This is a genomic window from Pseudomonas sp. Ag1 (assembly GCF_000278565.1).
GTDB lineage: Bacteria > Pseudomonadota > Gammaproteobacteria > Pseudomonadales > Pseudomonadaceae > Aquipseudomonas.
Window position 1 is genome coordinate 33,282 of record NZ_AKVH01000077.1, and the last position, 23,253, is coordinate 56,534.

General features: G+C 59.7%; 23 protein-coding genes and 1 tRNA gene. 18 read left to right on the forward strand and 6 right to left on the reverse strand.

The window, feature by feature from the left end; translation table 11 throughout:
* Window positions 1–10 precede the first annotated feature (10 nt).
* From A462_RS25710 to A462_RS25645, 14 genes are all read left to right on the forward strand, one after another.
* The gene (locus tag A462_RS25710; RefSeq protein WP_003209810.1) at window positions 11–757 is read left to right on the forward strand and encodes a YebC/PmpR family DNA-binding transcriptional regulator; all 747 of its coding nucleotides are present in this window, start codon (window positions 11–13) and stop codon (window positions 755–757) included.
* A gap of 155 nt (window positions 758–912) precedes the next feature.
* On the forward strand, window positions 913–1,437 hold the full coding sequence (gene ruvC, locus A462_RS25705) for a crossover junction endodeoxyribonuclease RuvC (RefSeq protein ID WP_003209812.1): 525 nt from the start codon (window positions 913–915) through the stop codon (window positions 1,435–1,437).
* Window positions 1,438–1,552: 115 nt separating this feature from the next.
* A complete protein-coding gene (ruvA, locus tag A462_RS25700) occupies window positions 1,553–2,164 on the forward strand; it encodes a Holliday junction branch migration protein RuvA (protein WP_003209814.1) in 612 nt (203 codons plus the stop codon).
* Window positions 2,165–3,223: a Holliday junction branch migration DNA helicase RuvB gene (ruvB, locus tag A462_RS25695; RefSeq protein WP_003209815.1), complete on the forward strand. Its 1,059-nt coding sequence runs from the start codon at window positions 2,165–2,167 to the stop codon at window positions 3,221–3,223.
* Between the two features lie 138 nt (window positions 3,224–3,361).
* Window positions 3,362–3,817, forward strand: a complete 456-nt coding sequence (gene ybgC, locus A462_RS25690; RefSeq protein ID WP_008432379.1) for a tol-pal system-associated acyl-CoA thioesterase — start codon at window positions 3,362–3,364, stop codon at window positions 3,815–3,817.
* A 1-nt stretch (window position 3,818) separates the two neighbouring features.
* Entirely contained in the window at window positions 3,819–4,514 is a 696-nt protein-coding gene (gene tolQ, locus A462_RS25685; RefSeq protein WP_003209819.1) for a protein TolQ, read from the forward strand.
* A 23-nt stretch (window positions 4,515–4,537) separates the two neighbouring features.
* Window positions 4,538–4,990, forward strand: a complete 453-nt coding sequence (gene tolR, locus A462_RS25680) for a protein TolR (RefSeq protein WP_161635741.1) — start codon at window positions 4,538–4,540, stop codon at window positions 4,988–4,990.
* On the forward strand, window positions 4,990–6,063 hold the full coding sequence (tolA, locus tag A462_RS25675) for a cell envelope integrity protein TolA (RefSeq protein WP_003209823.1): 1,074 nt from the start codon (window positions 4,990–4,992) through the stop codon (window positions 6,061–6,063). The genes tolR and tolA overlap by 1 nt, the downstream gene beginning before the upstream one ends.
* A gap of 17 nt (window positions 6,064–6,080) precedes the next feature.
* The gene (gene tolB / locus A462_RS25670; protein ID WP_032868196.1) at window positions 6,081–7,361 is read left to right on the forward strand and encodes a Tol-Pal system beta propeller repeat protein TolB; all 1,281 of its coding nucleotides are present in this window, start codon (window positions 6,081–6,083) and stop codon (window positions 7,359–7,361) included.
* Between the two features lie 55 nt (window positions 7,362–7,416).
* Complete coding sequence (gene pal / locus A462_RS25665; RefSeq protein ID WP_003209827.1) at window positions 7,417–7,917, forward strand: peptidoglycan-associated lipoprotein Pal; 501 nt, start codon at window positions 7,417–7,419, stop codon at window positions 7,915–7,917.
* A 6-nt stretch (window positions 7,918–7,923) separates the two neighbouring features.
* Complete coding sequence (gene ybgF, locus A462_RS25660; RefSeq protein WP_023659229.1) at window positions 7,924–8,757, forward strand: tol-pal system protein YbgF; 834 nt, start codon at window positions 7,924–7,926, stop codon at window positions 8,755–8,757.
* A 164-nt stretch (window positions 8,758–8,921) separates the two neighbouring features.
* Window positions 8,922–9,569 (forward strand): 7-carboxy-7-deazaguanine synthase QueE, encoded by a 648-nt coding sequence (gene queE, locus A462_RS25655; protein WP_003209831.1) that lies wholly within the window; start codon window positions 8,922–8,924, stop codon window positions 9,567–9,569.
* A gap of 1 nt (window position 9,570) precedes the next feature.
* Entirely contained in the window at window positions 9,571–10,248 is a 678-nt protein-coding gene (gene queC / locus A462_RS25650; RefSeq protein WP_008432387.1) for a 7-cyano-7-deazaguanine synthase QueC, read from the forward strand.
* A 63-nt stretch (window positions 10,249–10,311) separates the two neighbouring features.
* A tRNA-Lys gene (locus A462_RS25645) sits at window positions 10,312–10,387 on the forward strand.
* 118 nt (window positions 10,388–10,505) lie between these two features.
* Here A462_RS25645 and pstB read toward each other — a convergent pair.
* The 5 genes from pstB to lldD form a co-directional block, all read right to left on the reverse strand.
* Window positions 10,506–11,285 carry a phosphate ABC transporter ATP-binding protein PstB gene (pstB, locus tag A462_RS25640; protein WP_003209835.1) on the reverse strand — a complete coding sequence of 260 codons (780 nt, stop codon included), beginning with the start codon at window positions 11,283–11,285 and terminating at the stop codon, window positions 10,506–10,508.
* Window positions 11,285–12,157, reverse strand: a complete 873-nt coding sequence (gene pstA / locus A462_RS25635; RefSeq protein ID WP_003209837.1) for a phosphate ABC transporter permease PstA — start codon at window positions 12,155–12,157, stop codon at window positions 11,285–11,287. The genes pstB and pstA overlap by 1 nt, the downstream gene beginning before the upstream one ends.
* Window positions 12,154–13,149: a phosphate ABC transporter permease subunit PstC gene (gene pstC, locus A462_RS25630; protein ID WP_003209839.1), complete on the reverse strand. Its 996-nt coding sequence runs from the start codon at window positions 13,147–13,149 to the stop codon at window positions 12,154–12,156. Before pstC ends, pstA begins: the two co-directional genes overlap by 4 nt.
* Before the next feature lie 66 nt (window positions 13,150–13,215).
* Window positions 13,216–14,232 (reverse strand): phosphate ABC transporter substrate-binding protein PstS, encoded by a 1,017-nt coding sequence (pstS, locus tag A462_RS25625; RefSeq protein ID WP_003209841.1) that lies wholly within the window; start codon window positions 14,230–14,232, stop codon window positions 13,216–13,218.
* Window positions 14,233–14,401: 169 nt separating this feature from the next.
* The gene (lldD, locus tag A462_RS25620; RefSeq protein WP_003209842.1) at window positions 14,402–15,544 is read right to left on the reverse strand and encodes an FMN-dependent L-lactate dehydrogenase LldD; all 1,143 of its coding nucleotides are present in this window, start codon (window positions 15,542–15,544) and stop codon (window positions 14,402–14,404) included.
* A gap of 107 nt (window positions 15,545–15,651) precedes the next feature.
* Here lldD and A462_RS25615 point away from each other — a divergent pair, with 107 nt between their 5' ends.
* On the forward strand, window positions 15,652–16,557 hold the full coding sequence (locus A462_RS25615; protein WP_003209844.1) for a LysR family transcriptional regulator: 906 nt from the start codon (window positions 15,652–15,654) through the stop codon (window positions 16,555–16,557).
* Here the strand turns inward: A462_RS25615 and A462_RS25610 are convergent.
* The gene (locus A462_RS25610; protein ID WP_008432392.1) at window positions 16,554–18,512 is read right to left on the reverse strand and encodes a hybrid sensor histidine kinase/response regulator; all 1,959 of its coding nucleotides are present in this window, start codon (window positions 18,510–18,512) and stop codon (window positions 16,554–16,556) included. The two genes, A462_RS25615 and A462_RS25610, sit on opposite strands and share 4 nt — an antisense overlap.
* Window positions 18,513–18,871: 359 nt before the next feature.
* On the opposite strand from A462_RS25610, the gene A462_RS25605 reads away from it, so the two are divergent.
* The 3 genes from A462_RS25605 to nadA all read left to right on the forward strand — a co-directional run bounded on the left by A462_RS25605 (window position 18,872) and on the right by nadA (window position 23,136).
* A complete protein-coding gene (locus tag A462_RS25605; protein ID WP_008432395.1) occupies window positions 18,872–20,158 on the forward strand; it encodes an OmpP1/FadL family transporter in 1,287 nt (428 codons plus the stop codon).
* A 128-nt stretch (window positions 20,159–20,286) separates the two neighbouring features.
* Window positions 20,287–21,858 carry a lactate dehydrogenase gene (locus tag A462_RS25600; protein WP_238544215.1) on the forward strand — a complete coding sequence of 524 codons (1,572 nt, stop codon included), beginning with the start codon at window positions 20,287–20,289 and terminating at the stop codon, window positions 21,856–21,858.
* Window positions 21,859–22,077: 219 nt separating this feature from the next.
* A complete protein-coding gene (gene nadA, locus A462_RS25595; protein ID WP_003209852.1) occupies window positions 22,078–23,136 on the forward strand; it encodes a quinolinate synthase NadA in 1,059 nt (352 codons plus the stop codon).
* Window positions 23,137–23,253 lie beyond the last annotated feature (117 nt).

The window sequence follows — 23,253 nt, forward strand, 5'->3', positions numbered from 1 at the left end:
GAGTTGTGTTATGGCTGGCCATTCCAAGTGGGCGAACATCAAGCACCGCAAAGAGCGTCAGGATGCCAAGAAAGGCAAGATCTTCACCAAGTGGATTCGCGAGCTGACCGTTGCCGCGCGCCAGGGTGGCGGTGACCCGGGTTCCAACCCGCGCCTGCGCCTGGCCCTGGACAAAGCCCTCGGCGCCAACATGAGCCGCGACATCATCGACCGCGCCGTGGCCCGTGGTGCCGGTGCGGCCGATACCGACGACATGGTCGAGTTGAGCTACGAAGGCTACGGCCCGGGTGGCGTGGCGGTGATGGTCGAGTGCATGACCGACAACCGCAACCGTACCGCGGCTGCCGTGCGCCATGCGTTCAGCAAATGTGGCGGCAACCTCGGCACTGACGGTTCGGTAGCCTACCTGTTTGAGCGCAAGGGGCAGATTTCCTTCGCGCCTGGCGTGGATGAAGATGCGCTGATTGAGGCGGCAATGGAGGCCGATGCCGACGACGTGGTGACCAACGAAGACGGTTCCATCGACGTGTTCACCTCGTTCGCGGGCTTCTATTCGGTGCGTAACGCCCTGGAAGCGGCTGGTTTCAAAGGCACCGACGCGGAAATCGTGATGCTGCCGACCACCAGCGCCGAGCTGGACCTGGACGGGGCGCAGAAGGTACTCAAGATGCTCGACATGCTTGAAGACCTGGATGACGTGCAGAACGTCTATTCCAATGCCGATATTCCGGAATCGGTGGCTGAACAGCTAGGCTGAAGGATGATGCAGATCTAATGTGGGAGCGGGCTTGCTCGCGAAGGCGGCGTGTCAGTCAGTCAATACGGTGACTGATACACCGCCTTCGGGAGCAAGCCCGCTCCCACATTTTGATCTTGGCTATATCAAGAATTTTTTATCCAACTGCAGGCGTTATGACTCTAATCCTTGGTATCGACCCCGGTTCGCGAATCACCGGCTTTGGCGTGGTCCAACAGACCCCGCGAGGCTGCGTGTACGTGGCGTCGGGCTGTATCCGTACCGGCGCCGGCGAGTTGGCCGAGCGCTTGCAGATCGTGTATCGCGGCGTGCGTGAAGTGATCCAGACCTATGGGCCGGTGACCATGGGCATCGAAAAAGTGTTCATGGCGAAAAACGCCGACTCCGCCCTGAAGCTCGGCCAGGCCCGCGGTGCGGCCATTGTGGCCGGAGCCGAGGAGGGCATGGAGATCGCTGAATACACCGCGACCCAGGTCAAGCAAGCCGTGGTCGGTACCGGTGCTGCCAATAAAGAGCAGGTGATGATGATGGTCATGCACATGCTCAAACTCACCGCCAAACCGCAAATCGATGCCTCCGACGCCCTGGCCATTGCCATTTGCCATGCCCATACCCGTTCCAGCCTGATGCCCCATGGCTTGGGGACCGCACGCAGTCGTGGCGGCCGGCTGCGTCTCTGATAGCATCAGCGCATTCATTCTGCGTGGGGTGCATGAACGGCCTGTGCTGTCGGCCGGCATGCCCGCGTTATTACCGGCCAGGCCTTGATTTGAGCCGATTCTTAAGGATTCGAACGTGATTGGACGCTTGCGCGGCACCCTGGCTGAGAAACAGCCACCGCACCTGATTCTGGATGTAAACGGGCTGGGTTATGAGCTTGAAGTGCCCATGACCACCCTCTACCGCTTACCGTCGGTCGGTGAACCGCTGACCCTGCACACTCACCTGGTGGTGCGCGAAGACGCGCAATTGCTCTATGGGTTCGTTGGCAAGCGTGACCGGGATTTTTTCCGTGAGCTGATCCGCCTCAACGGCGTGGGGCCGAAGCTGGCGCTGGCGCTGATGTCGAGCCTGGAAGTGGATGAATTGGTGCGCTGTGTGTCGGCCCAGGACACGTCCGCGCTGACCAAGGTACCGGGCGTTGGCAAGAAAACCGCCGAGCGCCTGCTGGTGGAGCTCAAAGACCGCTTCAAGGCCTGGGAGGTTGTGCCGAGCATGTTTGCCCTGGTGCCCAACCAGCCTGATGCGCCGGGTGTGCCGGTGGCCAGCGCTGAAAGCGATGCGGTCAGCGCGCTGATCTCCCTGGGCTACAAGCCGCAAGAGGCGAGCAAGGCCGTGTCAGCCATCAAGGACAAGAACCTGAGCAGCGAAGACATGATCCGCCGCGCCCTGAAGGGAATGATTTAAGTGATTGAAGCTGATCGTCTGATCGCGGCCACCGGGCCTCGTGATCGTGAAGAAATCCAGGACCGGGCGATTCGCCCCCTGAGCCTTGCCGAATACATCGGCCAGCCCACCGTGCGCGAGCAGATGGAGCTGTTCATCCAGGCCGCGCGCGGGCGCAGCGAGTCCCTGGACCACACGTTGATCTTCGGCCCGCCCGGGCTCGGCAAGACCACCCTGGCCAACATCATCGCCCAGGAAATGGGCGTGTCGATCAAGTCCACCTCCGGCCCCGTGCTGGAGCGCCCGGGCGACCTGGCGGCGCTGCTGACCAACCTGGAGCCCCACGACGTACTGTTTATCGACGAGATCCACCGGCTTTCGCCCATCGTCGAGGAAGTACTGTACCCGGCCATGGAAGACTTCCAGCTGGACATCATGATCGGTGAAGGCCCGGCGGCGCGCTCGATCAAGCTCGACCTGCCACCGTTCACGCTGGTGGGTGCGACCACCCGTGCGGGCATGCTGACCAACCCGCTGCGAGACCGTTTCGGGATTGTTCAACGTCTAGAGTTCTATAGCACGGCGGATCTGGCCACCATCGTCAGCCGTTCGGCGAGCATCCTTGGCTTGCCCCTGGACCCGGAAGGCGCCTTTGAAATCGCCCGCCGCGCCCGTGGTACCCCGCGGATTGCCAACCGTCTGCTGCGCCGGGTGCGCGACTTTGCCGAAGTGCGGGCCAAGGGGCATATCACCAAGCCCGTGGCAGACCTGGCGCTGAACCTGCTGGATGTGGATGAGCATGGCTTTGATCACCAGGACCGGCGCCTGCTGTTGACCATGATCGAGAAGTTCGATGGCGGCCCGGTGGGCGTGGACAGCCTCGCCGCCGCCATCAGCGAAGAGCGGCATACGATTGAGGATGTACTGGAGCCGTATCTGATTCAGCAGGGCTACATCATGCGCACGCCAAGGGGGCGTGTGGTCACCCGGCATGCGTATCTGCACTTTGGGTTAAACATTCCGTCACGATTGGGCGAGATGCCCGTAGTAGACGAATTCCTCGATGCAGTAGACGATTAAAAACGCTTGGCGATTCGATTTATTCGGAGTTTGTGCTGTCCTAGTGGCTGGCGTCGTCATTCTTTCGTTAGAAATGTGCCACAGAATGAAAAACAGTTGCCTGGCCGGATTGGCAACCTGAGGAGTAAGCACTAGAGTATGCGCGCGCAAAACGGGGATCAGTCGTTCGCACATCGCTGTCGCGTTTATTACGAGGACACCGATGCTGGCGGCATCGTTTATTACGTCAATTACCTAAAGTTCATGGAGCGGGCTCGAACCGAGCGGCTACGGGAGCTGGGCTTTGCCCAATCCCAGCTGGCAGGGGAGGACCTGTTGTTTGTCGTGCATTCCAGCGAGGCGCGTTACCACGCGCCGGCGCGACTGGACGATGAACTGCTGGTCAGCGCAGAAATAACCGAATTGAACCGTGCCAGCCTGCGCTTTAAACAGCAGGTCAGGCGGGCTACGGATGCAACGCTGCTCTGTGAGGGGCAGTTCCTGGTGGCCTGTGTTCGCACCAATAGTTTGAAACCCCGGGCCATTCCCGAAACTCTACGCGCGGCCTTTGCCGGCGTGAGCGGCGCGGGTAAACATTCAGAGCAGGAGATTTAGCGTGGAACCTACCGTCGTCGACCATTCCTCCATGTGGAGCCTGGTCAGCAATGCCAGTGTCGTGGTTCAACTGGTGATGCTGGTCCTGGTAGCCGCATCGGTTACCTCTTGGGTCATGATTTTTCAGCGCAGCAACCTGCTGCGTGCTGGTCGACGTGCCCTGGAGAGCTTCGAAGAGCGCTTCTGGTCGGGTATCGACCTGTCCAAGCTGTACCGCCAGGCGGGCAGCAACCCGGACCCGGATTCGGGCGTCGAGCAGATCTTCCGCGCCGGCTTCAAGGAATTCTCCCGTCTGCGCCAGCAGCCAGGCGTTGACCCGGAAGCGGTCATGGAAGGCGTGGCCCGTGCCATGCGCGTCGCCATCTCCCGCGAAGAAGAAAAGCTTGAGCAAAGCCTGCCGTTCCTCGCCACCGTAGGTTCCGTCAGCCCGTATATCGGCCTGTTCGGTACCGTATGGGGGATCATGAACTCCTTCCGCGGCCTGGCCCAGGCCCAGCAAGCGACCCTGGCCACCGTGGCCCCGGGTATCGCCGAAGCGCTGATCGCCACCGCCATCGGCCTGTTCGCAGCTATTCCCGCAGTAATCGCCTACAACCGTTTTGCCGCTCGTGGCGAAACCTTGATCAGCCGTTACTACACCTTCGCCGATGAATTCCAGGCGATCCTGCACCGTAAAGTGCACACCAGCGAAGAATAAGCAGGTAATTCCCAATGGCTTTAATCGCTCGAGCTCGCAAAAAGCGCAAGCCGGTCGCCGAGATGAACGTAGTGCCTTACATCGACGTGATGCTGGTGCTGCTGGTTATCTTCATGGTGACCGCGCCGATGCTCAATCAGGGCGTGAAGGTTGATCTGCCCAAGGTTTCCAGCGAAGCCTTGCCGCAGGACAACAACACCCAGGTCCTGACCATTTCGATCAAGGCTGACAAGACCTATTACTGGAATCTTGGCAGCGAAGTCGACACTCAGAAACAGCAGGACAAGGCCATGACCTTGCCGCAGATGACTGATGCCGTGACCAAGATCATTCGCGCCGGCAACGAAGGTGGCAAGCACACCCAGGTGTTCATTCGCGGCGACAAGGTCGTCGACTACGGCTCCGTCATGGGCGCCATGGGCGGGCTGCAGAAGGCCGGGGTCGGTAATGTTGGCTTGATTACCGAGGCGCCCTGATGCACCAACAGCGAGAGCCGTCCGCCTCGGAAAGCTACTTCTGGCCTAGCGTCTGGGCAATTGCCCTGCACGTCCTGGTGTTTGGCATGCTGTTCGTCAGCTTTGCCATGACCCCGGACCTGCCGCCAGCCAAGCCGATCGTGCAGGCGACCCTGTATCAGCTGAAATCGAAAAGCCAGGCCACCACCCAGACCAATCAGAAGATTGCGGGTGAGGCCCAGAAGTCGGCTGCGCGCCAGACTGAAGTCGAGCAGATGGAACAGAAGAAGGTCGAGCAGGAAGCGGTGAAGGCTGCTGCGGAACAAAAGAAAGAAGAGGCGGCTCAAAAGGCCGAGGAATCGAAAAAGGCTGACGAGGCGAAGAAAGCTGCAGAGGCGCAAAAGGCTGATGAAGCCAAGAAAGCCGATAAAGCTGCCGAAGCCAAGAAGGCTGAAGAGAAACAATTGGCTGATATAGCCAAGAAGAAATCTGAAGAAGAAGCCAAGAAGGCTGCCGAAGAAGAGGCCAAGAAAAAGGCCGCTGAAGACGCGAAGAAAAAGATAGTCGAAGACGCGAAGAAGAAAGCCGCGGACGACGCCAAGAAGAAAGCTGAAGCTGACGAGGCGAAGAAGAAGATCGCCGACGATGCGAAGAAGAAAGCTGCCGCCGATGCCTCCAAGAAAAAGGCCCAGGAAGCAGCGCGTAAATCGACCGAAGACAAAAAGGCCCAGGCCTTGGCCGATTTGCTTTCCGACACGCCGCAGCGCCAGCAAGCCTTGGCCGATGAACGTGGTGATGAAGTCGCGGGCAGTTTCGACGACCTGATTCGTTCACGGGCAGCGGAAGGGTGGACCCGTCCTCCTTCGGCACGTAAAGGCATGACAGTAGTGCTGCAGATCGGCATGTTGCCGGACGGTACGGTGACTTCGGTCAGCGTGGCCAAGTCCAGTGGCGACGGTTCGTTCGACAGTTCGGCGGTAGCAGCGGTCAAGAACATTGGCCGGTTGACCGAGATGCAGGGAATGAAACCAAGCGACTTCGCTCCCTACCGTTCATTCAAGATGACATTCACACCTGAGGATCTAGCCTTGTGAGAAACCTTCTTCGAGGAATGCTTGTCGTTATTTGCTGCATGGCAGGGATAGCGGCGGCGGATGAAAAGAACATCCTGGTCACCAGCGGTAGCGATCGGGCCACCCCGATCGCCGTTGTGCCGTTTGGCTGGCAGGGCGGCAGCGTGCTGCCGGACGACATGTCGCAGATCATCAGCGATGACCTGCGCAACTCCGGCTACTACGCACCGATCGACAAAGGCAACATGATCAGCCAGCCGACCCAGGCCAGCGAAGTCATCTTCCGTGACTGGAAAGCGCTGAACGCCCAGTACCTGATGGTGGGCAGCATCACGCCCGCCGGCGGTCGCCTGCAGATCCAGTACACCCTGTTCAATGTCGCGACCGAGCAGCAAGTGCTGACCGGCAGCGTGTCGGGCACCACGGATCAGCTGCGGGACATGGCGCACTACATCTCCGACCAGTCGTTTGAAAAACTGACCGGGATCAAGGGTGCCTTCTCCACGCGCTTGCTCTATGTAACGGCCGAGCGTTTTTCGGTAGACAACACTCGTTACACTTTGCAGCGCTCCGACTATGACGGCGCTCGTGCAGTGACGCTGCTGCAATCCCGTGAGCCGATCCTGTCGCCGCGTTTCGCGCCAGATGGCAAGCGTATCGCCTACGTGTCCTTTGAACAGAAGCGTCCACGGATCTTCGTCCAGCACATCGATACCGGTCGCCGTGAGCAGATCACCAACTTCGAAGGCCTGAATGGCGCGCCAGCCTGGTCGCCGGATGGTTCACGCCTGGCATTCGTGCTGTCCAAAGATGGCAACCCGGACATCTACGTGATGAACATGGCTTCGCGCCAACTGAGCCGTGTTACCAGCGGCCCGGGCATCAACACCGAACCGTTCTGGGGCAAGGATGGCTCGACCATCTACTTCACCTCCGACCGTGGCGGCAAGCCGCAAGTCTACAAAACCAGCGTCAACGGCGGCGGCGCCGAACGAGTGACCTTTATTGGTAACTACAACGCTGCACCGAAGCTTTCGGCTGATGAAAAGACGTTGGTGATGATTCACCGTCAGGATGGTTTCACTAATTTCCGGGTTGCGGCCCAGGATTTGCAGCGTGGAACCGTAAAAATCCTTACAGATACCAACCTTGATGAGTCAGCTACTGTTGCGCCCAACGGCACCATGGTAATCTACGCCACCCGCCAGCAGGGCCGGGGAGTCTTGATGCTCGTGTCCATTAATGGACGCGTAAGGCTCCCGCTTCCTACCGCTCAAGGCGAAGTCAGAGAACCGTCCTGGTCCCCTTACCTGAACTGACGCGGCGCTACAAAAAGAAGTACTTAACACACTGGGGTTCATTAGGAGTTTCACGATGGAAATGCTGAAGTTTGGTAAGTTTGCTGCTCTGGCTCTGGCTCTGTCCGTAGCCGTTGGTTGCTCGTCTAAAGGCGGCGACAATGCCGGTGAAGGCGCAGCTGTTGATCCAAACGCTGGTTACGGCGCTAACACTGGTGCAGTTGACGGCTCCCTGAGCGAAGAAGCTGCTCTGCGCGCTATCACCACTTTCTACTTCGAATACGACAGTTCGGACCTGAAACCAGAAGCCATGCGCGCTCTGGACGTTCACGCGAAGGACCTGAAAGCTAACGGCGCTCGCGTTGTTCTGGAAGGTAACACCGACGAACGTGGTACTCGTGAGTACAACATGGCACTGGGCGAGCGTCGTGCGAAAGCCGTTCAGCGCTACCTGGTTCTGCAAGGTGTTGCTCCAGGCCAACTGGAACTGGTTTCCTACGGTAAAGAGCGTCCAGTTGCTACTGGCCACGACGAGCAGTCCTGGGCTCAAAACCGTCGCGTCGAACTGCGTAAGTAATTCGTCATGCGAACGTGCCGTCGTGCTCTAACTGTATTGGCTCTCAGCCTGGCACCGCTTGCGGTGTGGGCTGCGGTTCCTGTGGAAGATAGCAACTCTGGCTATAACAATAGCGGGAGCAGTTATCCGCCAGCGGGTTATGGCACGAACGGCGCCTATGCCGGGGGCGCGGCAACTGCCGCGCCTTCGGCACAGGGCGAACTGTTCAACCAGCTGCAACGCATGCAGGATCAATTGTCGCAGCAACAAGGCACGATTGAGGTTCTGCAGAATCAAGTGAACCAGCTGAAGCAAGAAGGCCTGGAGCGTTACCAGGATCTTGATCGACGCATTGGAGCCGGCGTTACACCAGCCGCTACTCCTGATAATTCTTCTGCCGGTGGCGCCGCAAGCGCCGCCGGTGGTGCAGCAGCAGGGGCCGCGGCTGCCAGCCAAGCCCCTGCCGCCAGCAGCGAACCGGGTGATCCGGCGAAGGAAAAGCTGTATTACGATGCAGCCTTCGACCTGATCAAAGCCAAGGATTTCGATAAGGCCAGCCAGGCTTTTACCGCATTCCTGCGCAAATACCCGAACAGCCAGTACGCGGGCAACGCCCAGTACTGGTTGGGTGAGGTGAACCTGGCCAAGGGTGATCTGCAGGGCGCAGGCCAGGCATTTGCCAAGGTCAGCCAGCTGTACCCCAAGCACGCCAAGGTGCCGGATTCGCTGTACAAACTGGCTGACGTAGAACGCCGCCTGGGTCATACCGACAAGGTCAAAGGCATTCTGCAGCAGGTGGTGGCCCAATATCCGGGTACCTCTGCGGCCCAGTTGGCTCAGCGGGATCTGCAACGCATGTAAGCGTCGCAACCCGTTCAGAAGAAACCCGCGCCCTGCGCGGGTTTTTTCGTTAGAATCCACGCCCTTTTATGAAACACGCTTCCTGGGGTTTACGCGTTGGCGGAATTCCTCGAAGTGCCTGACGGAGGCGGACAGCCTGTTTAGCTGTTACGCCCGTGGCGACTATGCAAGACACATTACGTATCACCGAAGTTTTTTACTCGTTGCAGGGTGAAACGCGCACCGCCGGGCTGCCCACTGTATTTGTGCGCCTCACCGGTTGCCCGCTGCGTTGCCAGTACTGCGACAGCGCCTACGCCTTCAGCGGCGGCACCGTGCGCACCCTTGAAGACATCCTTGAGCAGGTGGCCGGTTACCGGCCGCGTTATGTCTGCGTCACGGGTGGCGAGCCCCTGGCACAGCCCAATGCCATTCCCTTGCTCAAGCAGTTGTGCGATGCCGGCTACGAGGTGTCCCTGGAAACCAGCGGCGCCCTCGATATCTCTGCAGTCGACCCTCGGGTCAGCCGAGTCGTCGACCTCAAGACCCCAGGCTCCAAGGAAGTGCACCGCAACCGCTACGAGAACATTGAGCTGCTGACGGCCAACGATCAGGTCAAGTTCGTCATCTGTTCCCGTGAAGACTACGACTGGGCGACCTCCAAGCTGATCCAATATGGCCTGGACCGCCGGGCCGGCGAAGTGCTGTTTTCCCCCAGCCATCATGACCTGAATGCTCGCGACCTGGCCGACTGGGTCGTTGCAGACAACCTTCCGGTGCGTCTGCAACTGCAGCTGCACAAGTACCTGTGGAACGACGAGCCGGGGCGCTGAGATGACTGATCAAAAGCGTGCGGTGATCCTGCTGTCCGGCGGCCTCGACTCCGCGACCGTGGTCGCCATGGCCCGTGCAGAAGGCTACAGCTGCTACACCATGAGCTTCGACTACGGCCAGCGTCACCGTGCCGAACTGAACGCTGCCGCCCGTGTCGCCCGAGACCTGGGCGCGGTGGAGCACAAGGTGATCGGCCTGAATCTCGACGGCATGGGTGGCTCGGCGCTGACCGACAGCTCCATCGACGTGCCGCAAGGCCCCAGCGAAGGCATTCCGGTGACGTACGTGCCGGCACGCAACACGGTCTTCCTGTCCCTGGCCCTCGGCTGGGCCGAGGTGCTCAATGCCCGCGACATCTTCATCGGCGTCAACGCCCTGGACTACGCCGGATACCCGGACTGCCGTCCCGAGTACATCGAGTCGTTCGAGCGCATGGCCAACCTGGCGACCAAGGCCGGTGTAGAAGGGCAGGGCTTTCGCATCCTGGCGCCGCTGCAGAACCGCAGCAAGGCCGATATCGTGAAGGCAGGCGTAGGACTTGGCGTTGATTACTCGCTGACTGTTTCCTGGTATCAGGCAGACACTGATGGTCGCGCTTGTGGGAAATGCGACAGCTGCAGACTGCGTGCAGAGGGCTTCCAAGCGGCCGGAATTACTGACCCAACGCGTTATTTCTGATTTATTTTAAATAAGGTGTTGAATAATCCTTAGAAATCAGTATTATACGCGCCACCACACAGCGGGTCGTTAGCTCAGTTGGTAGAGCAGTTGGCTTTTAACCAATTGGTCGTAGGTTCGAATCCCACACGACCCACCATTTTTGGCGGTTTAGAAAATCCGGAAGGCCCACGCAAGTGAGGATTTCCGGGTTTTTTTTTGCCCAGTAAAAAGCCGATCACTCTCGCGACAGAGAGTAATCGGCTTTTTTGTTAAAGCTAGCCAAACCGCCCGGTGATGTAGTCCTCGGTCTGTTTCATCTTCGGCTTGGTGAAGATCTCATCCGTATTGCCATGCTCAATCAGTTCGCCCATGAACATGAACGCCGTGCTGTCCGACACCCGGGCGGCCTGCTGCATGTTGTGGGTCACGATGATCACCGTGTATTGCTCTTTCAGCTCGGTGATCAACTGCTCGATGCGCCCGGTGGAAATCGGGTCGAGCGCCGAGGTCGGTTCATCCAGCAACAATACCTGCGGGCGCAGCGCAATGGTGCGGGCGATGCACAGGCGTTGCTGTTGTCCGCCGGAAAGACTCTGGGCGCTTTGTTTGAGTTTGTCCTTCACCTCATCCCACAGCGCGCCGCCGCGCAAGGCTTGCTCGACTCGATCATCCATTTCCCGGCGCGACAGCTTTTCGTGGTGACGCACGGCATAGGCGATGTTGTCGTAGATCGACATCGGGAACGGTACCGGCTTCTGGAAGACCATTCCGACGTGGCTGCGCAGGCGGTTCATCGAATAGCCGGGGGCGAGGATGTTTTCGCCATTGAGCAGCACTTCACCGCGGGCTTCCTGCTTCGGGTACATCGAGTAGATACGGTTGAACACCCGCAGCAAGGTCGACTTGCCGCAGCCCGATGGGCCGATGATCGCGGTGATGCGTTTTTCCGGAATGTCGATGTCGATGGATTTCAGCGAACGTTGGTTGTTGTAGAAAAACTCCAACCCACGGACACGGATTTTGGTTTTTTCAGGATCAAGGCGGGTCGATTGCATCAGTGGGACCTATTGCGCAAAAGAATCAGGCGAGACAGCAAGCTCAGCACCAGCACGAACATCGTCAGTACCAAGGCGCCTGCCCATGCGAGGGAGTGCCAGTCATCGAAGGGGCTCATGGCGTACTGGAAAATAACCACCGGCACGCTGGCAATCGGCTTGAGCAGGTTGCTGCTCCAGAACTGGTTGCCGAAGGCGGTGAACAGCAGCGGCGCGGTTTCCCCGGTAATCCGCGCCAGCGCCAGCAGGATGCCGGTCACCACGCCGGCCTTGGCCGCTCTCAACACGATCTGCAACGTCAGTTTCCACTGGGGTACACCCAGGGCCAGGGCCGCCTCGCGCATGGTGGAAGGTTGCAGTTGGAGCATCTCGTCGGTCGTGCGCACCACCACCGGAATCACCAGCAAGGCCAGCGCCAGGGCACCGGCAATGGCGGAGAAACCTACCTGGTGATTGGTCAGCAGGTTCAGCGGCAGGATCACCCCGGTGTAGATGAACAGGCCCAGCACGATCGACGGCGCGGACAGCAGGATGTCGTTGATGAAACGCACCGTGGTACCCAGGCGCGAGTGCCGTGCGAATTCCGCCAGCCAGATACCGGCCATCAGTCCGATGGGCGTGCCAATCAGCAGCGCAATCCCGGACATCAGGGCGCTGCCATAAAACGCGTTGGCCAGGCCGCCGTCTGTTCCGGGTGGCGGCGTCATCTCGGTAAACAGGCGCAGGTTGAGCGCCTGAAAGCCGTTGATGATGGTGGTCAGCAGAATCCACGCCAGCCACAGCAGGCCAAAGACTGTCGCGCCACAACTGAGCAGCATGGCCACCCGGTTCTTCAAGGCACGCTTGCGGTACAGGCGTTCGTTGCTGCTCATAGGCCCTCCTTGCGGGACAGGCGCATGAGCATCAGCCGCGCCAGTGCCAGCACCACGAATGTCACGATAAACAGCAGGAAGCCCAGGGCGATCAGCGCCGAACGATGCAGGTCGGTGTACGCCTCGCTGAACTCGTTGGCGATGACGGACGCGATGGAACTGCTGGGCATCAGCAACGAGGCGGAGAACTGTTGCGCGTTGCCCAGCACGAAGGTCACGGCCATGGTTTCACCCAGGGCGCGACCGAGGCCGAGAAAGATCCCGCCGACCACTGCCGAACGGGTGTAGGGCAGGACGATGTCCCACACCACTTCCCAGGTAGTACTGCCCAGTGCGTAGGCCGACTCCTTCAATTGAGTCGGCACACTGCGGAAAACCTCATGCATCACCGACGTGATGAACGGCGTGATCATGATCGCCAGCACGATGCCGGCGGTCAGCATCCCGATGCCCAGCGGTGGCCCCTGGAACAGCGATCCAATAAACGGAAGCGCACCCAGGTAATCGTTGATCCAGGGTGACAAGTGTTCAGCCATAAAGGGCCCGAAAACAAACAGGCCCCACATGCCATAGATAATCGAGGGAATGCCCGCGAGCAATTCAACGGCGGAGGCGACCGGCATTCTGAGCCAGGGCGGCGCCACTTCGGTGAGGAAAATCGCGATGCCGAAACTCACCGGCACCGCAATCAGCAACGCCAGCAACGAGGTGACCAAGGTGCCGTAGATCGGTACCAGGGCGCCAAAGTGGTTGTTGACCGCATCCCACTCGGTGCTGGTGATGAAACCGAAACCGAAGGTCTTGAAGGCCAGGCCACCGCCCCACAGGGTGGAGGCGGCGATGCTTGCCAAGAGCAGCAGCACCAGCATCGCGGCTCCGAACATCGAGCGTTTGAACCACAGATCGTGGCGCTGATCGCGAGCGGCGCGGCTATCACCCGACACGTCGCTTGCGTGAGTAGTCATAACCAGGGGTTGCACGGTGTCGTTCATATCAGAAGTGCTCACCCGCCTCCATCAAGCATGCACATGCTTGAGGAAGGGGGCTATAGAGGCGGATCAGTGGGCGAAGTCAGACTTCCAGTAACCTTCGATCCGGGTCACGAGGGAATCGGGCAACGCTACGTAGTCCAATGCCGCAGCCTGCTGCTGACCTTTCTCCAACGACCATTTGAAGAAGTTGAAAGCGGCCTGGCTTTGCTCGGCGTTTTTTGCCTGCTTGTACATGATGATCCAGGTGGTCGCCGTGATCGGCCACGCGTTCTCGCCCGGTGCGTTGGTCATGATCAGGTTGAAGTCATGGGCGTTGGCCCAATCGGCAGTATCAGCCGCTGCCTGGAAGGCCTTGGCGTTGGGCTCGACGAATTTGCCGGACGCGTTCTTCAGTGAGGCGTAGGTCATCTTGTTTTGCAGGGCGTAGGCGTATTCAACAAAGCCGATGGAGTTCTTGATCTGCTTCACGTAGGCCGAAACACCTTCGTTACCCTTGCCGCCCACACCGACCGGCCACGGCACGGTGGTGCCGAAACCGATTTTGGTTTTCCAGCCATCACTGACCTTGGAGAGATAGTTGGTGAAGTTGTACGAGGTGCCCGAGCCGTCCGAGCGGTGGACCACGGTGATATTCGCGCCCGGCAGTTTCAAGCCGGGGTTGAGGGCGGCAATCGCCGGGTCGTTCCAGGCCTTGATGTCACCGAGGAAGATCTTCGCCAGCACATCACCATCGAGTTTCAGCTGGCCAGCTGCAACGCCCTCGACGTTCATCACCGGCACGATGCCGCCAATCACGCTTGGGAATTGGCCGAGGCCGCCGGCCTTCAGTTCATCCGCCGACAGCGGCGCGTCGGACGCACCGAAGTCCACGGTAGCCGCCTTGATCTGGGCGATACCACCACCGGAGCCGATGGACTGGTAGTTGATCCGGTCACTGGAGCTTTTGCTGTATTCCTGGGACCACTTGGACAGCACCGGGTAGACGAAACTGGAGCCTGCGCCCGTGACGTCAGTGGCGTGAGCGACACCACTCAGGCACAGGGCAGTGAACAACACTGACAGACTCTTTTTGGTCAGCAACATCACGACGACACCTCAAAGGAAGGGGGCAGGTGGAGGACTCCACCTGCCTGGGACGTGACGATTTAATTCCTGAAATGTGTCTGTTTAATGACGGTTTGGCTTTATGAAGAAACATTTAGAAATATCTGTGGGCGACCCCGGAATGGATGCTCCGAGGTCGCTGCACTGATCAACCCTGGCTGCGCACCAGGATCGACTCATCGATCTGGGCGATCGACGTGACTCCGGTCAACGTCATGGCCACGCGCATTTCCTTGGCGAAGATATCCAGCAGGTTCTCCACGCCACGCTGCCCGTCGGCGGCCAGTGCGTAAGCCTGTGCACGGCCCAGCAGAACGCCCTTGGCGCCCAGCGCGAGCATGCGCACCACGTCCAGCCCCGAGCGTACGCCGGAGTCCACCAGCACCGTCAGATCGCTGCCCACGGCTTGTACGATAGGCGCCAGTGCCTTGGCTGTGGACAGCACGCCATCCAACTGGCGCCCGCCGTGGTTGGATACGACGATGCCGTCGGCACCAAAGCTCACCGCGTCCTTGGCATCCTGTGGGTCGAGGATGCCTTTGATGATCATCGGGCCTTTCCAGAATTCGCGGATCCACTCCAGGTCTTTCCAACTGATGGAAGGGTCGAAGTTGTTGGCCAGCCAGCCGATGTAGTCCTTCAGTTGGGTGGGCTTGCCCAGGTACTTGGAGATGTTGCCCAGGTCGTGGGGGCGACCCAGCAGGCCCACATCGAAGGCCCAGGCCGGTTTGGTCATGGCCTGCAGGATTTGGCGTTGCGGCCCGTAGGCACCGGACATACCCGAATGGGCGTCGCGATAACGCGCGCCGGGGGTGGGCATGTCGACCGTGAACACGAGGTTTTTCACCCCGGCGGCCTGGGCGCGCTCCAGGGCGTTTTTCATGAAGCCGCGGTCTTTCAGCACATACAGCTGAAACCAGATCGATTGCGGGCTCTGGGACGCCACTTCCTCGATCGGGCACACGGAAACGGTCGACAGGCAAAACGGAATGCCCTTGTTCGCTGCCGCCTTCGCCGCCTGGACTTCACCACGCCGGGCAAACATGCCGGTCAGGCCCACCGGGCTGAGGACCACCGGCATCGCCAATGGCTGGTCGAACAACGTGGTTTCAAGGCTCAGGCTTTCGACGTTGCGCAGGATGCGCTGGCGCAGGCTGATATCCGACAGGTCGGAGCTGTTGGCCCTGAGGGTGTGTTCGGCGTAGGCGCCGCCGTCGATGTAGTCGAACAGGAAACGCGGCAGTTTGCGGCGGGCGGCTTCGCGGTAATCCGATGCAGACGAAATGATCATGAACAGTGATGCCCCGAGTGAAGAAAACGGTGGGGTGAGGATAGACAAAGGCCTTTCATGGTAAAAACAACTTTTCCAACTTGAATCAAGTCGCAAACGGAATACTCATGAACCTTCGTACGTTGCTGGCCTTTGTCGAAGTAGTTCGCCAGGGCAGCTTCTCACAAGCAGCCGAGGTGGTTTCGCTCACCCAGTCTACCGTCAGCAAGGCGGTCAAGACTCTGGAAGATGAATTGGGCACGCCGCTGTTCAATCGCATCGGCCACAAGAGCGAGCTCACGGCCGCCGGCGAAATTGCCTACCGCCGAGCGCTGGTGTTGCTGGCGGAGCGCAGTGACCTGGTGGCCGAGATCAACGACTTGCTGGGGCTCAAGCGCGGTGTATTGCGCATCGGCTTGCCGCCGGTGGGCAGTGGGGTGCTGTTTGCGGCGATGTTTGCCTTGTATCGACAGCGTTATCCGGAAATCGAGATCGAGCTGATCGAGCATGGCAGCAAGAAGTTGGGCGAATGCCTGGAGGCCGGGGAGGTGGACCTGGCCGCGTTGCTGGTACCGGTGGCGGGAGAATTTGAATATCAGGATGTGCGCGTCGAGCCACTGATGGTGGTGATGCCGATCGACCATCCTTTGGCCGGGCGTAAAAGCGTCGATTTTTCCGACCTGGCTGACTCGCCCTTTATTCTGTTCGAGGCCGGGTTTGCGCTTAACCGGATCATTCTCACAGCCTGCGAGCGCAGAGGCGTAGTCCCGCGTATCACCGCCCGCAGTGCGCAGATCGACTTTATCGTCGACCTGGTTGCCGCAGGCCTGGGTGTCGCGTTTCTACCGAGCATGCTGGCTTACAAACACCTGCACGCCGGCATCGCCCTGATCCAGCTGGACGAGCCCCAGACTGATTGGCACATCGCCCTGGCTTGGCGGCGACAGGCGCACTTGCCACCGGCGGCGCGGGCCTGGCTGGATCTGGCCCTGGAGATGGGGAATGTTCCGGACACGACCCGGCCTGCGGTCTAGCCTTGTGCGACCAGGGGCAGGCGGCTCTTGACGACTTTTTGCAGCAGCAGGGCCAGCACCTCGGTGGAATACGGCTTTTGCAGCAAGACAAAACGGCTGGCTTCTTCCTGGGCGATACGCGCGTATTCGTCGTTGTAGCCGGTGGTGAGCACCACCGGCAGCCATGGGTACAAGGCTTCGATTGCGTCCAGCAACTCCAGGCCACTCATGCCGGGCATGGAGATATCGGAGAACACCACCTGGAAGCTTTCCGGGTTGGGGGCCAGGGCTTCCAGCGCGCTGTTCGCATCCGGCACCCACAGCACGTGAAAGCCCATCTGTTCCAGGGTTTGCGAGGTGTACAGGCCCACATCGGCGTTGTCCTCGACCATCAGCACGCACAAGCCTGAGATGATGGGCGAAGCGCTGGTGTCTTGAGGTACCGGCATGGCACTTGGCTCGACCTTGGGCAGGTACAGCGTAAATTGGCTACCCCTGCCGCACTCGCTCTGTACCAGGATTTCCCCGCCTGATTGCTTGGCGAAGCCGTACACCTGGGACAAGCCCAGGCCGGTGCCCTGGCCGATACCCTTGGTGGTGTAGAAGGGCTCAAAGATCGCGTCGAGTTTTTCCGGCGGGATACCCGAGCCGGTGTCCGCCAGTTCGATGGTCACGTAATCGGCGACGCGTACCGGGTGAGCGCGAACCGAGGGTAGCCAGCTTGCCGTCGAAACGGTGATGGTCAAATGCCCGTTGCCGGCCATGGCATCCCTGGCGTTCACCACCATGTTGACCAGCGCGGTATCGAACTGGCTTTCGTCGGCGTTGATAAAGCAGGCGTCGTCAGGCACCTGGATGCTTACCTTGACCCGTGAACCGGTCAGGCTGTCCATCATCTCGCCCACCCGCTTTACACTTTCGCCGACGTTGAACACCTCGGGTCGCAAAGCCTGGCGGCGGGCGAATGTGAGCAACTGGGCCGTCAGGCGGGCCGCGCGATCGACCGTGCTGGCGATGGCTTCCACGTATTTCACGCGGCGTGCTTCGCTCAGGGCAGGTGGCTTGAGCAAGTCGGCACAGGACTTGATCACCGTCAGCAGGTTATTGAAATCATGTGCGACACCGCCAGTGAGCTGGCCGATGGCTTCCAGTTTCTGTGACTGACGCAGGGCGTCTTCCGACAGTCGCAGGGCTTCCTTGGCTTCTTCCTCAGCCTGGATGTCGCGGCCCACGGCGTGGATGTAGTCGCTGTCGGGCACGGCCGTCCAGGCGATCATGCGGTAGCTGCCGTCCTGGTGGCGGTAACGGTTCTTGAAATTGGGGAAGTTCTTGCCATCGCCCAAACGGCTGACCGCCGAGGATGAGACGGCCAGGTCGTCGGGGTGAACCAGGGCCAGCAACTGGCTGCCCACCAGGTCGTTTTCGGCGTGGCCGAGCATGCGCGTCCAGGCCGGGTTCACGGCGGAGATCACACCGTCGAGTTGTGCCACCAGCATCAGGTCCGGCGACAGACGCCAGATACGGTCGCGATCGCGAGTGCGTTCGACCACCCGCTGTTCCAGGGACTCGTTGAGTTTGCGCAGGGACTCTTCGGCTTCGCGCAGGGGCGTGATGTCCCGGGACACGCAGAGGATTTTCTCCGGCAGGCCGTCACTGCCCATGATCGGGCTGACGTTCACGTGCCACCATTTAAGGTTGCCGGCCAGGGTGTGGGCAGCGCCGACAAAGCTGGCATTGCTACCGGCCTTGGCGGCCTCAACGGCGGCCTTGGCATCGAGATTGCCCTGGTCGTGCCAGAAGTCGGGCCAGGGGCAGCCGCGGATCGCATTGAAGTCGCTGACTTCCATGATCTGCTTGCCGCCTTCGCTCATGAAGGTCAGGCGGGCGTCGAGGTCCAGCACCTTGATGCAATCGTTGATGCTGGCAAGCACGCGTTCGGTGAAGGCTTCGCTGTGGTTGAGGCCCGCGGCGGACAAATCACTCTCGCCAGATTCAGGTGGGCTGTTTGTCTCAGGCCCCGTCCCGATAGTGCTATTCATTTGAGTGCTGCCACGCGTGTTAAATGGCCGTCATCATGTCATTGCGACACTTATATCACCAGCGCCTTCACGCTTATTCGATGGCAGGCAATCCGGCCTGCTGCAAGCGTGACGGCGAGATTAAAACCCGTCAGTCATATTCAGGTTCCGGGGTCTGAATAAGTGCTGGAAAAACCGTCGAAGTCTTTGAAAGAAATAGGATTGTCGGACAATTTTGCGCATGAAAAACTCTTCATAATTTGCCCGCTCGAAGATTGGTAGCTTCCCCTCGCTGCCCAATAATTCGAGTTCTAATAATGAATAAAAAACTCTTCAAGAGCGCTTTGGCGCTGTCGATTTCCCTTGCCTCCACTTCCTTGTTTGCCGGTGGTTTTGCCCTCAACGAACAAAGCATCAGTTCAATGGGGACCGGTTACGCCGGGCGTTCCTCCTCCGCGGATGACGCCAGCACGGTGTTTGGCAACCCGGCGGGCATGTCTCGCCTCAAGCAGAATGAAGTGAGCATCGGGGCGACCTACCTGGATGCCAAGTCGAACATCAAGGACGCCAGTTCCAGCCAAGGTGGCGTGGACAACCCCGGCACCAACAAAGGCGATATGGTCCCCGGCATCGCCGTACCGATGGGCTACCTGGTGACGCCGATTGATGAACACTGGGCGTTTGGCCTGGGAATCTACGCGCCGTTCGGCCTCGTGACCGACTATGAACACAGCTTCCAGGGCAATGGCTTTGGCAACAAAAGCAAGGTTCAAGTCATCACGGTGCAGCCAACCGTCAGCTATGCCTTCAACGACAAGGTTTCGGTGGGCTTCGGTCCGACCTTCAACCGTATCAGTGGCGAACTGGACTCCAAGGTCCCGGCATTTGGCCTCGGCACGGAAAGCGTAAAGGTCAAGGGCGACGACACCGCCACCGGTTTCAACGCCGGTATCCTGGTGCAGCCGATTGAAAGCACGCGCATTGGTGTGACCTACCACTCGCAGGTTGTGTATCACCTGTCGGGCAAAACCAACGCCTCGGGGGTGCTCACCGACCTGGTGGATGGCGGCCCGCAGCGGTATGACGCCAAGCTGGATGTCACCACGCCGTCGTCCGTGGACTTCTCGGTCACCCATAAACTCAACGATGACTGGACCCTGTACGTCGGCAGCACCTACACCCGCTGGAGCCAGTTGAAGAAGATTACGATCAACAACAGTGGCGTCTCTGACCTCGCCACCGAACTGGCCGGCCTGAACTCCATCACCGAAGAACAGCACTGGCATGACACCTGGTCTCACGCCATCGGCCTGTCGTACCAGTTGAACAAGCAACTGGTGCTGCGTACCGGCTTTTCGGTGGACCAGACGCCCACCAACAACACCGACCGGTCCGTACGTATTCCTACGGGCGATCGCACGGTGTTCAGCTTGGGCGCCGGCTGGACGCCAGTGGATAACCTGACCTTCGACGTCGCTTATTCCTACCTGAAAGAAGAGCCGATCAAGGTCCGCGACAATAATCCGCAACTGGCGCTGACCTACGACGCCAAGTATGAAAACAGCGCCAACGGTTTCGGCGGTTCGGTGACTTACCGCTTCTGATGCACCGGAAGAGGGCAAAGAGTCAGTTTTCTGACATGGCTCTTTGCTAGCAATTGTATCAATCGTGCTACCAAACCTTCCCTGTCTTGGTTAAATTGGCTGCAATCCAGTTCAAGACAGGGATCGTCATGACTAGGCTTTCGCCGATCAGCTCCGCCATCGCCCTTACCAATCGACCCGCCGTTAACCCGCCAGCTACGCAGGCGCCAGAAACGGACGCCGCTGCCGTGCGACCTTCCTCGGTGGTCAGCCTTGGCAATGTCACGGTAGACGTTCAAGCCGAGACGTATTCCCGCAACGGCCAATTGCCCGGCCATGGGCCGATCAATGCCTGGGAAAGTGGCAGCGACGATGCGGTTACCAAAGCGATCAGCACGAATTTCCCTGCACTGCCCAGAGGCACAGGCTTCAGCGGCCTGGGCGCTACCCTGATCGAGCAATTTGCGAAGAGCGGTACCGACATTTCCCAGTCGGCGCTGAGCACCAGCTCTTCCAGGACCCAAAGCCCCGCCGAACTCAAGGTTCAACAGGCGCTGCTGCACAGCAAGGCCGACAACCTGGTCAGCCTGACCGTCAAGACGGCCAGCGGCAAGACCGTCACCTTCAGCCTGGCCAGCCAGTTCGGAGGCTTGGCCGCGCAGGCGAAGGTGGACGGTGGCGCCCTCAGCGCCGCCGAACTCAAGGAAGTCGCCAAGTTGGGCGAAGCCTTCCAGGACGCGATCGACGGCCTGGCCGCCCAGCCGCCGAAACTCGAGCTGAGCAAGCTGACGCAGTTTGATTCCAGCGTATTGGCTTCGGTGGACCTCAGCGGCAAATTGAAAGTGAGCAATACTGACGACCTCACGCTTGCATTCCATGCGGACAGCCAGGGCCGCACCACGCGCATGAGTAGCCCGGCGGGGGAAGTGAATCTCTCGGTCGACCTGAAGAACGCCGGCATCCTCGGCAACGCCAAGCAACAGGCAATCGCGCTGAAAAGCTACCTGGCCCAGTTCGACAAGGCCCAGGCGCGGGGCAAGGCCAATGCTGACCTGATGGCGATGTTCAAGGATGCGTTTACCGCCATGAACAGCAACTACCCGCAGAGCGCCAAAGCGCCTGCGCCGCTGACCCGCAGCGCGGCAGATCAAGGCCTGCTGACGGGCCTGGCGGATTTCAAGGCCTCCATCAGCCAGGCGGCCAGCTCCCCCAACCCGGCGCGCCCAGGGGAAACCGATACGTTTGCCTATGGGATTTCCCAGAAAACGCGCATCGGCGGCAATGACCTCTCCAATCGCACGATCGATCAGGTCCAGCGATCAAGCCTCAAGGCCAGTTTCCATCAGGGCCTGGATGGCGGGAAGCCGCCGGCTTTCGATACCAGGCGCGAGTCGCAGAACTACCTCTATGTGCAGGTCGACGACAAGGCCAGCAGTGCGGCGAACATCACCTACAAGGATGGCTTCCTGACCAACGCCTCCGTGGACCAAAGCGCCAGCCAGAACACCCGCACCCAGCGATACGAGATGGCTCGACTGGTTAAAGACAGCGTGGTACCGAACGAGGCCACCAGCCATCGCGACTACCTGGTACTGCTGGAATATGCGGCGCGGGAAGGCAAGAGTGCCAAGGGCGCCGATGAAACCATCCTGAAGGATGCCCTGGCGAACATGCATCAGTGGGCGTTGCTGCAAGACGATCCGTCCGCTTTGCCCGGTTAAACCGGTCGTTGTAAAAAAGGGAAACCCCTGGCCTGGTTTCCCTTTTTCATGCCTGGCCGAATCCCAGATTAGGCTTTTGAAACCATTCGATATTCTGTAGCCTTGCGCAGCTTCACCGTGCTTGATGAACACAATCACTTCGTCCGGCGGCGCCCGAAAGGCTCCAGAGCCGGTGGTACACTCGACTTTCGCGCAACTGCGCCTGCAGGTCTTGCGAACATGACGCAAATTTCCGAACGCCTTCTGGTCCAAGCCCACCTCGACGCCAAGCAGCCCAAGGTGCTGAGCGCCGAAGAAGAGGCGGGCTACCGCGCCGCCATCGCCGCCGAGCTCAAGGCTCAGGACGCGGTGCTGGTGGCACACTTCTACTGCGACCCGGTGATTCAGGCCCTGGCCGAAGAAACCGGTGGTTGTGTGTCCGACTCCCTGGAAATGGCCCGCTTCGGCGCGGCGCACCCGGCCAAGACCGTATTGGTGGCGGGCGTGCGATTCATGGGGGAGACGGCCAAGATCCTCACGCCTGAAAAACGCATCCTGATGCCGACACTGGAAGCCACGTGCTCTCTGGACCTTGGCTGCCCGGTGGATGAGTTCTCGGCATTCTGTGATCAGCACCCTGAGCGCACGGTGGTGGTATATGCCAACACGTCGGCGGCGGTGAAAGCCCGTGCTGATTGGGTGGTGACTTCCAGTTGTGCGCTGGAGATTGTCGAAAGCCTGATGGATAACGGCGAGACGATTATCTGGGGGCCGGACAAGCACCTGGGCACCTATATCCAGCGTCAGACGGGTGCAGACATGTTGCTGTGGGATGGTGCGTGCATCGTGCACGAGGAGTTCAAGTCCAAGCAGTTGGAGGACATGAAGGCGTTGTACCCGGACGCGGCGATTCTGGTGCACCCGGAGTCGCCGACGTCGGTGATCGAGTTGGCGGATGCGGTGGGGTCTACCAGCCAGTTGATTGCGGCGGCGCAGCGGTTGCCGAACAAGACGTTTATCGTGGCTACTGATCGGGGCATCTTCTACAAGATGCAGCAGTTGTGCCCGGACAAGGTGTTTGTCGAGGCGCCGACGGCCGGGAATGGGGCGGCGTGTCGCAGTTGTGCGCATTGCCCGTGGATGGCGATGAATACCCTGGAACGTACGCTGCAGTGCTTGCGTGAGGGGAGTAATGAGATTTTTGTTGAGCCTTCGGTGATTCCGCAGGCGGTTAGACCGCTGAAGCGGATGTTGGATTTTACTCAGGCGGCTCGGTTGAGGTTGGCGGGGAATGCTTGATCTTGTTTGAGTACATATCCGTTATTTAGGTAACGGCCGCTTATGGTTCCGCTCTTACAGCGGGTCACTTTTGGCAAACGCCCCAAAAGTAACCAAAAGGTCTTTGCCCCACCACTC

What these genes read in the sequence shown, in the direction of transcription:
- pstB (WP_003209835.1), bottom strand. Translation starts at nt 11,285, where the DNA reads ATGCAATCGACCCGCCTTGATCCTGAAAAAACCAAAATCCGTGTCCGT.
- pstS (WP_003209841.1), bottom strand. Translation starts at nt 14,232, where the DNA reads ATGTTGCTGACCAAAAAGAGTCTGTCAGTGTTGTTCACTGCCCTGTGC.
- pstC (WP_003209839.1), bottom strand. Translation starts at nt 13,149, where the DNA reads ATGAACGACACCGTGCAACCCCTGGTTATGACTACTCACGCAAGCGAC.
- ruvC (WP_003209812.1), top strand. Translation starts at nt 913, where the DNA reads ATGACTCTAATCCTTGGTATCGACCCCGGTTCGCGAATCACCGGCTTT.
- A462_RS25615 (WP_003209844.1), top strand. Translation starts at nt 15,652, where the DNA reads ATGAACCTTCGTACGTTGCTGGCCTTTGTCGAAGTAGTTCGCCAGGGC.
- nadA (WP_003209852.1), top strand. Translation starts at nt 22,078, where the DNA reads ATGACGCAAATTTCCGAACGCCTTCTGGTCCAAGCCCACCTCGACGCC.
- tolB (WP_032868196.1), top strand. Translation starts at nt 6,081, where the DNA reads ATGCTTGTCGTTATTTGCTGCATGGCAGGGATAGCGGCGGCGGATGAA.
- A462_RS25710 (WP_003209810.1), top strand. Translation starts at nt 11, where the DNA reads ATGGCTGGCCATTCCAAGTGGGCGAACATCAAGCACCGCAAAGAGCGT.
- queE (WP_003209831.1), top strand. Translation starts at nt 8,922, where the DNA reads ATGCAAGACACATTACGTATCACCGAAGTTTTTTACTCGTTGCAGGGT.
- queC (WP_008432387.1), top strand. Translation starts at nt 9,571, where the DNA reads ATGACTGATCAAAAGCGTGCGGTGATCCTGCTGTCCGGCGGCCTCGAC.
- ybgF (WP_023659229.1), top strand. Translation starts at nt 7,924, where the DNA reads ATGCGAACGTGCCGTCGTGCTCTAACTGTATTGGCTCTCAGCCTGGCA.
- A462_RS25600 (WP_238544215.1), top strand. Translation starts at nt 20,287, where the DNA reads ATGACTAGGCTTTCGCCGATCAGCTCCGCCATCGCCCTTACCAATCGA.
- A462_RS25605 (WP_008432395.1), top strand. Translation starts at nt 18,872, where the DNA reads ATGAATAAAAAACTCTTCAAGAGCGCTTTGGCGCTGTCGATTTCCCTT.
- pal (WP_003209827.1), top strand. Translation starts at nt 7,417, where the DNA reads ATGGAAATGCTGAAGTTTGGTAAGTTTGCTGCTCTGGCTCTGGCTCTG.
- lldD (WP_003209842.1), bottom strand. Translation starts at nt 15,544, where the DNA reads ATGATCATTTCGTCTGCATCGGATTACCGCGAAGCCGCCCGCCGCAAA.
- tolA (WP_003209823.1), top strand. Translation starts at nt 4,990, where the DNA reads ATGCACCAACAGCGAGAGCCGTCCGCCTCGGAAAGCTACTTCTGGCCT.
- pstA (WP_003209837.1), bottom strand. Translation starts at nt 12,157, where the DNA reads ATGAGCAGCAACGAACGCCTGTACCGCAAGCGTGCCTTGAAGAACCGG.
- ybgC (WP_008432379.1), top strand. Translation starts at nt 3,362, where the DNA reads ATGCGCGCGCAAAACGGGGATCAGTCGTTCGCACATCGCTGTCGCGTT.